The sequence below is a fragment of the Gordonia oleivorans genome (assembly GCF_040044975.1).
GTDB lineage: Bacteria > Actinomycetota > Actinomycetes > Mycobacteriales > Mycobacteriaceae > Gordonia > Gordonia oleivorans.
This window is the reverse complement of sequence record NZ_JBDZDI010000007.1, coordinates 166,129-180,122: the sequence shown is the minus strand read 5'-3', so window position 1 is coordinate 180,122 and position 13,994 is coordinate 166,129. Positions and strand designations below refer to the sequence as shown.

Sequence of the window (13,994 nt, the reverse complement as noted above, 5' to 3'; positions counted from 1 at the left end):
GGCGCCATGGGCAGCACACCGTGATCAATGAAACCCGCCGCCGTCGCATCACCGTCGCCGCGACATCTCTCGTCGCGTCGGCGGTGATGTGCGTCGGTCTTACGTCCGGAAATGTGCAGGCGGACACGACGATACCGTCGTCACCCGCCGTCGTGGAGGTGCGGGCGGAGGTCGCCGAGCTCGTCGGTCAACTCGCCGTCGACGCGGGCCTCGATCCCACGCCGGCGCTCGGCGGAGTGGATCCGTTGGGGCAGTTGCTGACCGCGGTGGGTGTCGTCCTGCGCAGTTCGCCCACCGAGTTCGCCGCGAATCTCGAAGCATTGACTCGGCTCATCCTGTCGTTCGGTCTCACTCCGACACCCGTTCTCAGTCCCTACGGTGGGCTGGGCGCGATCATTGCCGCGGTGTCCAACATCTTGCAGGGTTCGCCGACCGAGCTTCCGGCCAACTTCGTCATCCTGGTCGAGACGATGATCGGTCAGATCGTCGCCATCCTGACCGGGAAAGGCGTCCTCGCCAGCGCAGACGTCAACGGCGTCGGCCTACCCGGCTGAACGCCTCCCCATTCCACTGAACCACCGTGGCCTCCGGTCCGTCGGTCGGCCGCCTCGGCTCGTCCCGCCCTCGTAGGCCGCTGCTGCTCGCCCAGCCTGCTGGTCGGCCGGCTTCACTCGTCGGTCGAGCCGGGCGGATCCTGCCCTGCCTACTGATCGGCCGCCTCCACCCGTCGGTCGAGACCTGGTGAGAAGCGGCTGGAACCCGCTCACAAGCTCACCCCCTTCCGTCGGTCGAGCCGGGCGGAGCGCCAGCGGAGCCCGAGTCGAGACCCGGTGACGAGACGCTGGGACCTACGAAACGGTCGCCCCTTCACCGCCGACCCGTCTCTGAGAATCGGCTGAGAGAATCCTGATTACCCAACCGTCCCCGAGATGGACGATCAAACCCATCACCTCACTTACGCAGTCCCTTTGATCCCTATCCTCCACTCATACGAACCTGAGAGAAACACCGCGATTAGACAGATCTGCGTCGTTTGTCTGGATTAATCTCCCTTGTGCAACTGCGGGGAAGCGGGGGCTCCTTCTCCACCGGAAACGACACGAGGAGCCCGCACCCATGGGACGACACGGTCTCGTTCGCGAACCCTTCACCCGCCGCGCCGTTGTCGGTGCCGCCGCACTGACCGCCTCAGCTGCCCTGACGGCCGGACTGGCGTTTGGGGACGGGCAGGCGCAGGCGGCCATACCCCAAGTGACCAGCGGGCTGGCCAGCGTTCACAACTGGTCGACGGCCACGTTCGATCAGCTGATCGCGGCGCTCGGGATCGAGAGTCGGGGGATTGCGGGTGGAACCGCGGTGTCGCCGGAAAATTTGGCAAGTGCGCTGTCTGAGTTGCTGAATATCGATTCAGCGACCATTGAGCGAGTCCTCGGCATTCTTCGCGTGGCGGGCGTGCAATTCGGCAACGGAACGGCGATAGCAATTCTGCCGGGAGTTGCTGCGGCAATTCCGTCGGGTGAAGGTAGTAGTGCGGCCGCGCTGGCCATTCTTGGTGCCGCAGTTGCCACGGATGGGCTGACCGATACCATCAACGACATCTGGGATGTGGTGATCATCCCGGGAATACTGGGCCGTCCCGGCACGACCGTCGGGGATCTTGCCCAACGTGCCGGCATCAAACGCAGCAATCTCCCTGATGACACCGTCGTCTGCCTCGGTGTCTTTGCGGCCGCCAACTCGAAGACGGCCGGATCGTGCGTCAACATCCTGCTTACCGTCGACGCGCGCTACCTCAAGATCTCCGACGGCGCACAATCCGGCGAAGTGCAACTCGCACTGACCAATCCGCTGTCGCTGATCCGCCTTGTCACCGACCCCGACCAACTGAGCGAGATAGTGGATCAGGCCGTCAGTGGTGACCCGATCCATATCACCCGAGACTTCCTGCGACTCAGTCTCAACGGTCCCGAGAATCTCGCTCTCACAAGCAACTACGGTTACGTCGGTCCTCTGAGGATCTCATGGCTGGGTTCGAACCTGGTCCTCTCTCCGGGGACGGCCACGACACACGGGGTCAACGGACCGGACTTCGTCAACTACCTCAGCCTCCCGACGTTCTCCTTCAACACACCGTCGTCGGCGCTCCAGCTGATCCCCACCTTCGACGTCGCGGACTTCAATGTGCTGGACCTCTTCACGATCCCCGGCTTCAACACCGGTGAATGGCTGCCAGGTCTGGGCTCCTCGTCGTCGGCGAGCGCCACGGTGTCTGCACTGTCGCTGCGTAAGGCCCAGCCGAGCCTGATGAGTGTCTCCGCCGAGGACGACCAGTCGATCGATCTTGTTGCGAATGCTGATGATTCGGGCGACGGCGGGGCGGACGACGGCGGCTCCACCGGTGGCGGTACGGGCGGTGATTTGGAGACGGGGGCCGAGACCGGTGGTGAGGGCAACGTGAACCCGGCCCCGCTCCTAGACCCGGTTGAGGACGACGTGCCTGCGCAAGTCGTTGTGGACGATGACGATTCCGACCAGGCGAATCCCGACCCGCAGCCAGAACCAGAGCCGGAGCGTGCACCATCCGAGGAAGCGGCGAGCGGTGACGTCGAGATCAACGACCCGACTGACGACGAAACGCAGGAAGACGAACCAAACGTCGATCCGGCGTCGAGTCCCGCAGTCAAGCCGGCGGCCTGAGTCGGAGCCGGTATAAAGTACGTGCGGAAATGTGCAGGAGGACAAGACGATACCGTTATCACCTGCCGTCGTCGCAGTGCAGGCGGAGTGTGCCCGGCTCGTCGGTCAACTCGCCGTCGACGCGGTGCTCGCTCCCACGTCGGCGCTCGGCGGAGTGGACCCGTTGGGGGCAGGCGCTCACCGCGGTGGGTGCCATCTCGTGGAGCTCGCCTCCCGAGTCGCGGCCAATCTTGAGGCGTTGATTCGGCTCATCTTGTCCTTCGGTCTCGCACCGACACTTGTGCTCAGTCCCTACGGTGTCTGGGCGCGATCACTGCGGCGGTGTCCAATACTCTGCGGGTTCGCTGACCGAGCTTCCAGCCAACTTCGTCATCCTGGTCGAGACGATGGTTGGACAGATCGCGCCATCCTGGCCGGGCAGGGCATCTTCGCCGACGCAGACGTCAACGGGGTGGCCTACCGGACTGAACGCTGCCCCACCCACCGAAGCGTCGGCCACCCGCCGAGCCTCCGGTCGGCGATCCCGTCCGTCGGCCGAGACCCGGTGACGAGATGCTGGAACCATGAAACGGCCGTCCTGACCGCCCCTGGACCGCCGACACGCCGCTGAGAATCTGCTGAGATAATCCTGAATACCCAGCGGTCACCGAGATGGATGATCAAACCCATCACTGCACGTGCGCAACCTCTTTGATCGCTATCGTCCACTCATACGAACCTGAGAGAAAATCCGCGATTAGACAGATCTGCGTCGTTTGTCTGGATTAATCTCCGTGGTGCACTGCGGGGAAGCGGGGGGCTCCTTCTCCACCGGACACGACACAAGGAGCCTCACCCATGGGACGACACAGTCTCGTTCGCAAACCCTTCACTCGCCGCGCTGCCGTCGGCGCCGCCGCCCTGACCGCCTCAGCTGCCCTGACCGCCGGACTGGCGTTCGGCGATGGGCAGGCGCAGGCGGCGAACCCTCAGGTCACGAGCGGGTTGGCCAGCATTCACGACCAGACGACGGCCTTGTTGAACCAGATCATCGCGCAGTTGGGGATCGAGTCGACGAGCGCGCTGGGTGGCGTGTCGTTGGATCCGGCTGGGGAGGTTAGGGATTTCATCGAAGATGGGTTCGATAGTCTGCCATCGTCGGTTCAAGCTGTGCTGACAGCGCTAGGCGTGGGAGTCGACGACATTTTGGAGTACTACGATTCGCGACTTGGCAACTCGACGACAATAGCGTTGCTTCCGGGCTTGGCGGCTGGTGCGGCGCTCGGTGGTGATAACACCACGTTCGCATTAGCAATTCTCGGTCTGGCCGCCGCCACCGCAGGCGTCAACGACCTCGAAAACTACCTTCCTCAAGACGTGATCGATGCGATTAACGGTGTGCCGGTTCTAGGGCCCCCGATCATCACGGGAATCGAATCCCTCCTCCCCGAAGACGTCATCTTCTGCTTCGGCGGTCTCGCGGTGGCGAACTCCTCCACCGCCGGATCATGCGCCAATATCGCTGCGACGGTTGATCTTCGCTACGACAAGCCGGATGGCCGCGTGGAACTCGCGTTGACGAACCCGTTGTCGGCGCTCAGCGTCCTCACCGACACCGAACAGCTCGGCCTGATCCTGCTCGCTGCACTGACCGGTGAGCCGATCTACCTCACCCAGGACTTCGCGCGTCTGACCTTGAATGGCGAGGGCTCAGGCATTGCACTGACAAGCAGCTACGGCTACACGGGTCCGGTGACAATCGGGTGGCTGGGGTCGCAGCTTGTGCTTTTCCCCGGAACGTTCAAGGCACACGGCAACCCGCTGGGGCTGGGTGAGGACTTCGTCAACTACCTCAGCCTCCCCACCTTCTCCTTCGGCACACCGTCCTCGGCGCTCCAGCTGATACCTACCTTCGATGTCTCATCCTTCAACGTGCTGGACCTCTTCACCATCCCCGCCTTCAACACCGGCAACTGGCTGTCGGGCCTCGGCTCCTCGTCGCCGGCGAGCGCCACAGTCTCGACGTTGTCGCTGCGCGAGGCCCAGCCGACCTTGATGACTGTGTCCGCGGAGGACGATCCGTCGATCGATCCTGATGCGAGTGCCGATGATTCCGGTGCCGGTGGTGCGGGCGACGGCGGCTCCACCGGCGGCGGTGCGGCCGGCGGGGTGGAGACAGGTACCGGGATCGGTGGTGAGGCCGACGTGGATCAGGCCCCGGACGAGGTCGACACGCCTGCGCCGGTCGTCGTGAACGATGCCAACGACGATGACGCGATCGACCCGCCGAATCCGGCCCCGCAGTCGGAAACCGAAGATGCACTATCCGAGGAACCGGTCACCGTTGACGACGGCTCCGACGATGCGACCGACGACGAGCCTCCGGCAGACGAGACGGCCGCCGACCCGGCGTCGAGTCCCGCGGTCACGCCGGCAGCCTGAGGTCGTCGCAGACCGAAAGCATGCGCCGATGCCCGGGGACCGTCGCTGTCCCCGGGCATCGTCGCGTCGTACACCTGGCGGACATTCCGCCGACAGCGCCGTCCATGCCTTACTCTCATCGAATGAGCACGCTCGGGGGAATCCGCAAGAACATCGAAGCCGCACTGATCCTGTTCGTCATCACGACGATCCTGGCGGCGACGTGGGGCAACCAGAGTTTCTGGGATGCGGTGGTGAGTGGGCTGGTCTTCGCGGCGATCGCCTTCGTGGTCTACACCGTGTGGGACATCCTGGTGCGCGAGTTCCGACGCGGATGGAACGGGGAGTGACATCTCCGCGGCGGCAACGTATAGCCTGACCGGTCAAAGCTGCTGTGTAACAGCGTTTTCCGGCGCGTGTCAACCGGCTGATCGGCGACTGTCGGGAACCCGGTTCCGCCGGGTCCGGGAAACCGATTGGCGTTCACGCTCGGCGACCTGATACTCTCGTCACCACGTTCACGCGATGCTGTAACTCGCTTGTTGAACCAGAGGCCGGGGTGGATTACAGAAATCCCCCGGTCTTGTCCAAACTTCCTCGGCGCATCCCGGATCAGTCGGTCTGGGGTGCGCCCAGTGTGCCGTTCGACGTCACGGTTCCGGAATCGGTTGCGGCAGAGGCGTTGTCGGGTGCCGACAGTCGGCCCAGCATGATCGTCGATGCCAACATGAGGGCGAGCGCGACGATCACGACGATGTCTCCGGCGTGCCCGACCCGCAGGCTTTCCTGGTAGATGGTCAGGCCCAACGCCATTGCGGCAACGGGTTTGAGCACGGTCACCGCGGGCAGACTCGTCTGGACGTCGCCGGCCTGGTAACTCGACTGCTGCCACAGGGTTCCGAGGGTGGCCGTCACCGCCATCGCCCAGAACTCCCAACTCGCCAATCCGGTCAGGAGGCCATGGCCGAACTCGGCGATCGTGGTCTTGGTCAGCGGCGCCGAAACCCCCAGCAGCACACCGGCTGCGATCGCCAGCGTCAACGACCGCCAGGTGCCGTGCGGCAGTCGCGATCCGACTCCGACACACACCGCGACCAGTGGGACGATGATGACGATCGGAATGATCCACGCACTGAACGCGGGATCCTCGATGCCGTGCATCGGTTGCCCCAGCACCATGAACACCACCAGTGAGGCGAAGAGTATTGCCGCCCAGAACCATTCGCGGGCGAGCAGTCTGCGGTGCGCGGTGATCGCGGCCAGCGGCAGCGCAAACAGCAAGGTGCTCACCAACAATGGCTGAACCAGCATGAGACTGCCGACCGCCAACGCCCACGCCTGCACCACGAATCCGAGGATGTCGGCACTGATCCCGAGCAGCCAGGTCTTGCGGCGGGCGAGAGTCACCAGGAATCCTGCGCCGGTCGCGCCCTCGTCCGGCAATCCCTGGGTGCCCTTCGCCTGGAGTACCGAGGCCAGCGCGAAGAGCATGGCGGCAACCAGTGCCAGGATCATCGGCAGGATCACGTATACTCCACAATGTCGGGTCGTTCGGCGGTCATCGACATCGCTAGAGGTTACCCGGGGCGGCCGTTCACATGTCCGCTACGTCCGTATGGTCGAGTCATGGCTACCTCACGAATATCTCCGGTCGCGGCCTGGTCGGTGCTGGTCTTCGCGGTTGCTCAGGCAGTCGCCGTCTTCCTGCCGCTGCTCGTCTTCGGTGGGGAACCCAACGACGACGGCGTCGATCTGTTCATCAGTCCGGCGGGCTACGCATTCGCGATCTGGGGGATCATCTACCTCTTGTCGATCGCGGTCGGCATCGTCTTCGTCCGCACCCGGACGTCGGGGACCGCGTCGCCGCAACGCCTGGCCGTCGACCTCGCGGTGGCGTGTGCCGCCGCCGCGACGTGGCTCGTCGTCTCGGCGGCGTCGCTGAACTGGCTCCCGTCGATCCTCCTCACCGTCCTGGCGGTGGTCCTGGTGGACGCCGCGCTGATCGCCGGTCGACCCGTGGACTCCGGTGAGACGTCCGCGACGACGACGCTGGTGCGCATCACTATCGGCATCTACGCGGCATGGGCGACCGCCGCGACCTTCGTCAACTGGGCCTCCGACATCGCCCGCGCCGGCGCCGACGCGACGTCGGTCGGGTGGCAGTTGGTCCTGCTGATCGCAGCGGTGCTCGTGGGTGCGGTCATCACCTACGTGGTCGGGTCGGCATTGCCGGCGTATCCGCTGACCCTGCTGTGGGCTTTCGTGGCCATCGTCGTCACCGCCATCGGATCGTCGACTGTGGTGGTGGTTGCCGGGGTGATCGGCATGGTGGTCGTCATCGCGGCGTACGCGGCCTCGGTGGCGCGCCGGAACTTGAACGGCACGGACGACCGGCGGCGAGGCCCGCGGGCAACCTCCGATGCGGGCAGGTGAGTTCTCGGCAACCGAGAAGTACACAGAATCAAAGGGCAGCAGTGCGCTGCACTGGTGGTCTGAATTCTGCTCCTGCTCAAGCGTATTGGGCCGTCCGTAATCGCCGTGCACGCGTATCGAAGACCAGCGCGAGGAGACCTCGAATCAGCGCCGCATAGAGGAACAGAATGGGTCCGACGTAGAGCCCCATGCCGTAGAAGATCAGACCGGTCACGAAAACCGCGAACGCGGTGCCCGCCATGATCGCCCAGGCGATGTGCGGCAGTGACCACGGGGTGAGCCACGGGACGATGATGCCGGCGATCAGGAACGCCGGGAACGGCACGAAGATGAGCAGGAACAGTTCGGTGGCGACCAGCGTGATGACGATCAACGTGATCACGAACGCGATCGTCCAGACACCCCAGAACCAGAGCATGACTCGACGTGCCGGTCTCGGCCATGGCACGCGCACGGGCTGAGCGGGAGACGATGGCGTGGCCCCGACGGAAGATTCCTCCACGCCGAGAGACTATCGCGGGTTCGGGTGGTGGGCTGCGGTCGTCGGGTCACATGTGGACAAGTTGCTTCTCTTCGTACAGTCCGGCCACAGGCTCGTCGGTGCCCTCGATGTCCAGTTGGACGTGAACCCGGTCGCCGCGGACACTGGTGACTACGCCGTAAACGAGCCGTCCACCGAAGTCCACTCGGATGTGATCGCCCGGCTTGATCGCAGGGCTCTTGCGACTCCTGCTCATGTCTGCAACCTCCTGCTAGTCCCAACCAGTGCCCGTGAGGTTCTGCAAGTATTCACCCACCACCCTATCGAAGCCAGATGCAGCGCCGTTGAGTGAACGTCTCCACTTATTGAATGTCGCGAGGTTCATTGGTTGTTCCCGTCGGACTTCTGCAAGTTTGTCGGCCCGGCCGTGGGCGATCGCGTTGCGCACCGTATTGAGGCTTTCCAGCGTCGCGTTCCACTTGGGCCCCTTCGAGGGATAGGAAGCCTTTACGTCCGGCCAGAATGTCATCCCGAGAATGGCGAAGTCGTTGCCGATTCCGCCGGTAGAGGCGTTCCCGACGTCGAGCTTTCGGCTCCGCACAAGTGCGTTCAGAACGACGGGCATCTGTCGTTCGCTCCCCGGCATCAGACTCAGGGCGATTTGCACAGCAGCATCGTCGTGGAGGTCTCGACAATAGCCTTGGAACTGCGCAGCGAGGCTGACGAACAACGCCAGGTTCAGTTGGTCCGTGGCGTATTGTCGTCCCCGTCGCTTGCCCGTCATTGTCCCGTGTACATGCTCCAAACTGTCGAGTGCGGCGCAGCGTTCGGAGCACCAGCGTTCATGGGCCGGTGAACGCGACTGTGGCATGCCATGACTCTAGGTCGCAGGAAGGCGTCGAGTACGGTGTCGCGTACGTGCTGGGGAATCTGCGTGCCGGAACCAGCGATGCGGTCACGCTCGAAGACTGCTGTCAACGCATGTTCTCGTGGAGCCGCCCAGGGGAATCGAACCCCTGACCTATTCATTACGAGTGAATTGCTCTACCGACTGAGCTAGGGCGGCGTGCTGCGCGAGGCAGCGCCCACGAGTGTAGCGAGTCGGGCGGGCCGAACAAAAACGGGTTACGGCTCACCCGGGGAAGTCGGCGCCGCACAGCACCGGGACGGAACGTGAGGGGTCGAGGGCGGTGCGGATCAGCGCCCCGACGGTCGGCGAGTAGATCATCCCGAGGTGGCCGACGCGGGAGTCCGGACACACCGACTGCACGACGACGTTGGTGACATTCGGCGCCGGGTCCATCAACGCGTTGGCCAGCGGATACACCACCTCGTCGTGAGTGGTGGCGATGTTGACGTATCGGATACCCGGATGCAGGGGACCGTTGTCACCTTCGCCGGGTGGCGGTGGCGTCCGCGGACCGGCCCACGGTGCGTCGGCGTAGCCGCGGTTGGGTGCGGAGACGTCGACGATGGTGTCGATCTGCTCGGCTCGACCGGGCAGCTGCGTGACCAATTGCGCGATCGCGCCGCCCTGTGAGTGTCCGGCGAGATCCACCTTCTGAGCCCCAGTCCGCGCCCGCACCCGATCCATGAACGCGGCGACCTCCGCGGTCGACTGCGACTTGTCGGCCAACGCCCCGACGTTGCCACTCCACGGTGTCTGCCCGTAGGTCAGGCTGTAGACGCAGAAACCCGCGTTGGCCAGCGTCGGAGCGAGGAACGACCACGCCGACACCTGATTGGACGCGGTGCCGTGCAGCAGGATCACCGGGTCACGGCCGTATCGGTCCACGCACCGAGGCACGTTCGACCCGGCCGGAGACACGGTTGCCGGCCGCGTGTACCCGGCGACCTGCGCGGCGACCACGTCGGTGGTCACCGGGTACGGCGCCGCGGACGCATGACCGATGCCGACGATCATCAGGGCCGCCGACACCGCGACAACCGTCGACCAGCGCCACCGTCTCATGTGGTCATTGTGCGCGCCGCGGCATGGACTCGGGACCGATTCACACGACGCCGCTCATGCACTGCGGGCGCCACACGTCACAGCGCCGCGAACTGCTCCGAGATCTGAGTGAGCCGCAGGCTGTTGCCCGACGGATCGCGGAAGCCGGCGTCGACGCCGTACGGCCGTTCCTCGGGTGCTTCGGTGAACTCGACGCCGCGCGCCAACAGTTCCTCATACGAGGCGCGGCAGTCGTCGGTGGTCAGAAAGACCGTGCCGGCGAAACCTTTCGCCATCAACGACGTGATCTCGCCCTCCGTCGTCGCGTCGATCATCGGCGGGCCGGGGATGGCCATCAGGACGATGGCCATGTCGTCCTGTCCGGGCGGACCGACGGTGAGCCACCGGAAGCCGCCCATCTCCGGCATCGTGACGTCCTGACGGACCTCCATGCCAAGCTTGGTGGTGTAGAACTCGAGCGCGGCGTCCTGGTCATGCACCCACAACTGGGCGGTGGCGATCCGAATCATGGTGTCCTCCTGAGGTAGTCGTCATTCCGCTGGTGCGGTTGGTGGTACGTCGTCCACGCTAGGACGACGCCGGCGGTGAGGTCTTCTTCCCGTGTGCTGTCTTGGCCCGGTCGCTCTCCGGGACCCGTGAGGTGGCACCCGGTCGGCCGTAGACCCGCAGCACACACGCGGGGACGTGCGCCCAGGTGGCTGCGGGCGGGAACGATTCCCGGTACTCCGTCGGCGACCTGCCGAAGGCGCGCCGGAAGCTCGACGTGAACGACCCGACGCTGGTCAAACCCACCGCGACGCAGATGTCGGCGACGCTGCGGTCGGTGCCGCGCAGCATCGCCGCGGCTCGCTCCATCCGCCGCGTCTGCAGATAGGCGCGGGGCGTCTCCCCGAAGGTCGCGGTGAACTGTCGGGTGAAATGTGCCCGCGACAGTCCGGCGGCCGCGGCCATGTCCTCGACGGTGAGCGGTTCGGCGAATCGGGCGTCGACCAGTTCCTTCGCACGGAGCAGGTGACGCGCAGGCGGAAGCGAGGGCATGGATCGATTATGAGTCCTGCGCGTCGCGGCGGAGGAACTCCGCGCCCCGCGGCGACAATTCGTATCCGACGTCGAGGCTGTGGGTCAGCCCGAGCTTCTTGAGCTTGCGGACGTCGAGCTTGAACTCCGGCCGCGGTTGCCCGATCTCGGCGGCCAACTCGGTGGAGACCACCGCGGGGCGACGGGCGATGAGGGACAACACTTCTCGCGTCCACGGACCGTGCGTGGAGTGGGCGTCGAGGCGATCGAGTCGTCGTCGCAGGTCGGTGAGGTCGTCGTCGGAGAGTGTGGCGTCGTTGCGCAGTGCGATGCGGGGGTCCGGTCCGGCATATCTCAGTCCGATCCGGAAGATGGGAGCATCGTTGCGACGCAACGCCTTACCGGCGTCGGCGACGGAATCGAAACCGGCGCGGCGGGCGTCGTCATCGGTGATGTCGGCGAGGGCGACCTCCTCGACCGAGGTCACCTCGACGACGATCTCGTTGCTGATGAACCGTGAACCCGCTGCGACACGCGGCGACGTCCACCGTCGAAAGGCCAGATCCACCTCGCCGTCGACGATGCGTCCCGTCAGCCGTACCGGTATCAGCATGGCGCCCAGGGTAGTAGCGATATCCGCGCGTCACAGGTGATTGCGGGTCGTATCGTCGGGGCATGATCGAAACCCCACGCACACCCCTGACCGCCGCCGAGGTCACCGCCGCCGTCGCCGATCCGTGGCGCGTGATCGGCGACGCGCTGAAGGCGGCCTACGCCACGTCGACCATGGTGATCGGTGGTCGATTCGTCGCCCGCATCATCGACGCGGCCGAGGCGGCGAATCATCACCCCGACATCGACCTGCATTACGGCTCAGTGCATCTCACGTTGAGCACGCACAGTTCACATCGGATCACCGCGGCCGACGTCGCGTTGGCCGGCGCCATCGCCGACATCGCCGCCGAGATGGATCTCTCCCCACTCGCCGCGCCGACCGCCCGGTTCGACCTCGCGATCGACGCCCTCGACGTCGAGGCGATCCGTCCGTTCTGGCGTGCGGTGCTCGGCTACCGCGACGATCCCGAGCACACCCTCGCCGACCTCACCGATCCCGACGGCCTGCTCCCGCCGGTGTGGTTTCAGCAGATGGATTCCCCACGGCCACAACGCAGCCGGATGCACGTCGATCTCTGGTTGCCGCACGACGTGGTCTCCGAACGGATGGCCGCGGCCCTCGACGCCGGCGGCCGACTGGTCACTGACGAGCATGCGCCGGCGTTCTGGGTGCTCGCCGACGCCGAGGGGAACGAGATCTGTCTGTGTACGTGGCAGGAGCGGGAGGGTGTCCAGGCCGAATGACTGCAAACGTCCCCGTGGGCGGCCGACTCGGGATTATTGCGGTGAGAGCGGCTCACGGGGACGTTTGTGGTCATCGTGGCAGGTGCCCGCTGGGCAGGTCGCGTCCGGCGTGTGCGGCCGGGGTGACAGGGGCGGCCGAGGTGGGGGGCGGTTGGTCACTGACGAGTATGCGCCGGCGTTCTGGGTGCTTGCCGATGCCGAGGGCAACGAGATCTGTCTGTGTACCTGGCAGGAACGGGAGGGTGCCCAGACCGAATGACTGCAAACGTCCCCGTGGGCGGCCGACTCGGGATTATTGCGGTGAGAGCGGCTCACGGGGACGTTTGTGGTCATCGTGGCAGGTGCCCGCTCAGCAGATCCCTTCGGCATGCGCAGCCGCGGCCACGGCGGCGGCCACGGCCGGTGCGACCCGGTGATCCAGCGGGCTCGGGACGATCTTGTCGACGGTGAGATCGTCGGCGACCACCGACAGGATCGCTTCTGCCGCAGCGATCTTCATGCTTTCGGTGATGCGGCGCGCACCGGCGTCGAGGGCACCCTTGAACACGCCGGGGAAGGCAAGGACGTTGTTGATCTGATTCGGGAAGTCGCTGCGTCCGGTGGCGACGACGGCGGCGTGCTTGGCCGCGACCTCCGGGTGGATCTCCGGGTCCGGGTTGGACAGGGCGAAGACGATCGCGTTGTCGTTCATCGAGGCGATGAACGCCTCGTCGATCTGCCCCGCCGAGACGCCGATGAACACGTCGGCGCCGGCCAACGCCTCGGCCGCCCCGCCGACCAGACCGCGCGGATTGGTCCGCTGGGCGAGGTCTTCCTTGAACTCGTTGAGGCCGTCGCGGCCGACGGAGACGATGCCCTTGGAGTCGAGCACCACCACGTCGGCGACGCCCGCGGCCAGCAGGATGTTGGCGCACGCGACCCCTGCGGCACCGGCACCGGAGATCACCACACGCAGATCGGTCAGGCCGTGATGCAGCAACCGCGCGGCACCCTTGAGCGCGGCGAGCACGACGATGGCCGTGCCGTGCTGATCGTCGTGCATGACCGGGCAGTCGAGGGCCTCGATCACGCGGCGTTCGATCTCGAAACAGCGCGGCGCGGAGATGTCCTCGAGGTTGACCGCGCCGAAGCTCGGGCGCAGCCGGACGAGGGTCTCGACGATCTCGTCGGGGTCCTTGGTGTCGAGCACGAGCGGGATCGAGTTGAGGCCGGCGAAGGTGCGGAACAGTGCCGACTTGCCCTCCATCACCGGCAGTGACGCGCGCGGGCCGATGTCGCCGAGGCCGAGGACGGCCGATCCGTCGCTCACGACGGCGACGAGGCGGTCGGTCCAGGTGTAGCGGTTGACCAGGTCGGCCTCGGCGTCGATGGCTCGTGACACCTGGGCCACTCCGGGCGTGTAGGCGATGGACAGGTCGCGCTTGGTCTCGATGGGGGAGCGCAGTTCCACGGTCAGTTTGCCGCCGGCATGGGCCAGAAAGATCTCGTCGTCGGTGATGGGGGCGTCGGCGATGGTGGGCTCGCCGGGTCGTGTTGTGGTGTTGTCGTCCGTACTCGTCACGGGCATTTCCTCCTGGTCGGGCGACGGGCTCAGCGTCACCTGTTCTGCGCGACGTGTCGGCGTTGACGCGTCGC

15 protein-coding genes and 1 tRNA gene are annotated in these 13,994 nt (G+C 65.6%); 6 read left to right on the top strand and 10 right to left on the bottom strand.

The window, feature by feature from the left end:
- Positions 1 to 20 precede the first annotated feature (20 nt).
- The 4 genes from ABLE92_RS13495 to ABLE92_RS13480 all read left to right on the top strand — a co-directional run bounded on the left by ABLE92_RS13495 (position 21) and on the right by ABLE92_RS13480 (position 5,447).
- On the top strand, positions 21 to 554 hold the full coding sequence (locus ABLE92_RS13495) for a hypothetical protein (RefSeq protein ID WP_348805292.1): 534 nt from the start codon (positions 21 to 23) through the stop codon (positions 552 to 554).
- 562 nt (positions 555 to 1,116) lie between these two features.
- Positions 1,117 to 2,697, top strand: coding sequence for a hypothetical protein (locus ABLE92_RS13490; protein WP_348805291.1), 1,581 nt, complete (start codon positions 1,117 to 1,119; stop codon positions 2,695 to 2,697).
- Between the two features lie 837 nt (positions 2,698 to 3,534).
- Positions 3,535 to 5,118 carry a hypothetical protein gene (locus ABLE92_RS13485; RefSeq protein WP_348805290.1) on the top strand — a complete coding sequence of 528 codons (1,584 nt, stop codon included), beginning with the start codon at positions 3,535 to 3,537 and terminating at the stop codon, positions 5,116 to 5,118.
- A gap of 122 nt (positions 5,119 to 5,240) precedes the next feature.
- Complete coding sequence (locus ABLE92_RS13480) at positions 5,241 to 5,447, top strand: hypothetical protein (protein ID WP_348805289.1); 207 nt, start codon at positions 5,241 to 5,243, stop codon at positions 5,445 to 5,447.
- Between the two features lie 262 nt (positions 5,448 to 5,709).
- Here ABLE92_RS13480 and ABLE92_RS13475 read toward each other — a convergent pair whose 3' ends face one another.
- The gene (locus tag ABLE92_RS13475; protein WP_348805288.1) at positions 5,710 to 6,624 is read right to left on the bottom strand and encodes a DMT family transporter; all 915 of its coding nucleotides are present in this window, start codon (positions 6,622 to 6,624) and stop codon (positions 5,710 to 5,712) included.
- A gap of 99 nt (positions 6,625 to 6,723) precedes the next feature.
- Here ABLE92_RS13475 and ABLE92_RS13470 point away from each other — a divergent pair, with 99 nt between their 5' ends.
- Positions 6,724 to 7,530 (top strand): TspO-related membrane protein, encoded by an 807-nt coding sequence (locus ABLE92_RS13470; protein ID WP_348805287.1) that lies wholly within the window; start codon positions 6,724 to 6,726, stop codon positions 7,528 to 7,530.
- Positions 7,531 to 7,606: 76 nt separating this feature from the next.
- Here the strand turns inward: ABLE92_RS13470 and ABLE92_RS13465 are convergent, their stop codons facing one another.
- The 8 genes from ABLE92_RS13465 to ABLE92_RS13430 form a co-directional block, all read right to left on the bottom strand.
- Entirely contained in the window at positions 7,607 to 7,948 is a 342-nt protein-coding gene (locus ABLE92_RS13465) for a hypothetical protein (RefSeq protein WP_348805286.1), read from the bottom strand.
- A 130-nt stretch (positions 7,949 to 8,078) separates the two neighbouring features.
- Positions 8,079 to 8,267 (bottom strand): hypothetical protein, encoded by a 189-nt coding sequence (locus ABLE92_RS13460; RefSeq protein ID WP_348805285.1) that lies wholly within the window; start codon positions 8,265 to 8,267, stop codon positions 8,079 to 8,081.
- A 15-nt stretch (positions 8,268 to 8,282) separates the two neighbouring features.
- Positions 8,283 to 8,882 carry a hypothetical protein gene (locus ABLE92_RS13455; protein WP_348805284.1) on the bottom strand — a complete coding sequence of 200 codons (600 nt, stop codon included), beginning with the start codon at positions 8,880 to 8,882 and terminating at the stop codon, positions 8,283 to 8,285.
- 119 nt (positions 8,883 to 9,001) lie between these two features.
- Positions 9,002 to 9,077, bottom strand: a tRNA-Thr gene (locus ABLE92_RS13450).
- 66 nt (positions 9,078 to 9,143) lie between these two features.
- A complete protein-coding gene (locus ABLE92_RS13445) occupies positions 9,144 to 9,983 on the bottom strand; it encodes an esterase/lipase family protein (RefSeq protein ID WP_348805283.1) in 840 nt (279 codons plus the stop codon).
- A gap of 77 nt (positions 9,984 to 10,060) precedes the next feature.
- Complete coding sequence (locus ABLE92_RS13440) at positions 10,061 to 10,492, bottom strand: VOC family protein (RefSeq protein WP_348805282.1); 432 nt, start codon at positions 10,490 to 10,492, stop codon at positions 10,061 to 10,063.
- A gap of 58 nt (positions 10,493 to 10,550) precedes the next feature.
- Positions 10,551 to 11,021, bottom strand: a complete 471-nt coding sequence (locus ABLE92_RS13435; protein WP_348805281.1) for a helix-turn-helix domain-containing protein — start codon at positions 11,019 to 11,021, stop codon at positions 10,551 to 10,553.
- Positions 11,022 to 11,028: 7 nt separating this feature from the next.
- Positions 11,029 to 11,613, bottom strand: a complete 585-nt coding sequence (locus ABLE92_RS13430) for a hypothetical protein (protein ID WP_348805280.1) — start codon at positions 11,611 to 11,613, stop codon at positions 11,029 to 11,031.
- Positions 11,614 to 11,675: 62 nt separating this feature from the next.
- On the opposite strand from ABLE92_RS13430, the gene ABLE92_RS13425 reads away from it, so the two are divergent.
- Complete coding sequence (locus ABLE92_RS13425; RefSeq protein ID WP_348805279.1) at positions 11,676 to 12,359, top strand: 4a-hydroxytetrahydrobiopterin dehydratase; 684 nt, start codon at positions 11,676 to 11,678, stop codon at positions 12,357 to 12,359.
- A 349-nt stretch (positions 12,360 to 12,708) separates the two neighbouring features.
- Here ABLE92_RS13425 and ABLE92_RS13420 read toward each other — a convergent pair whose 3' ends face one another.
- Complete coding sequence (locus ABLE92_RS13420) at positions 12,709 to 13,926, bottom strand: NAD(P)-dependent malic enzyme (protein WP_348805278.1); 1,218 nt, start codon at positions 13,924 to 13,926, stop codon at positions 12,709 to 12,711.
- Positions 13,927 to 13,994: the final 68 nt, after the last annotated feature.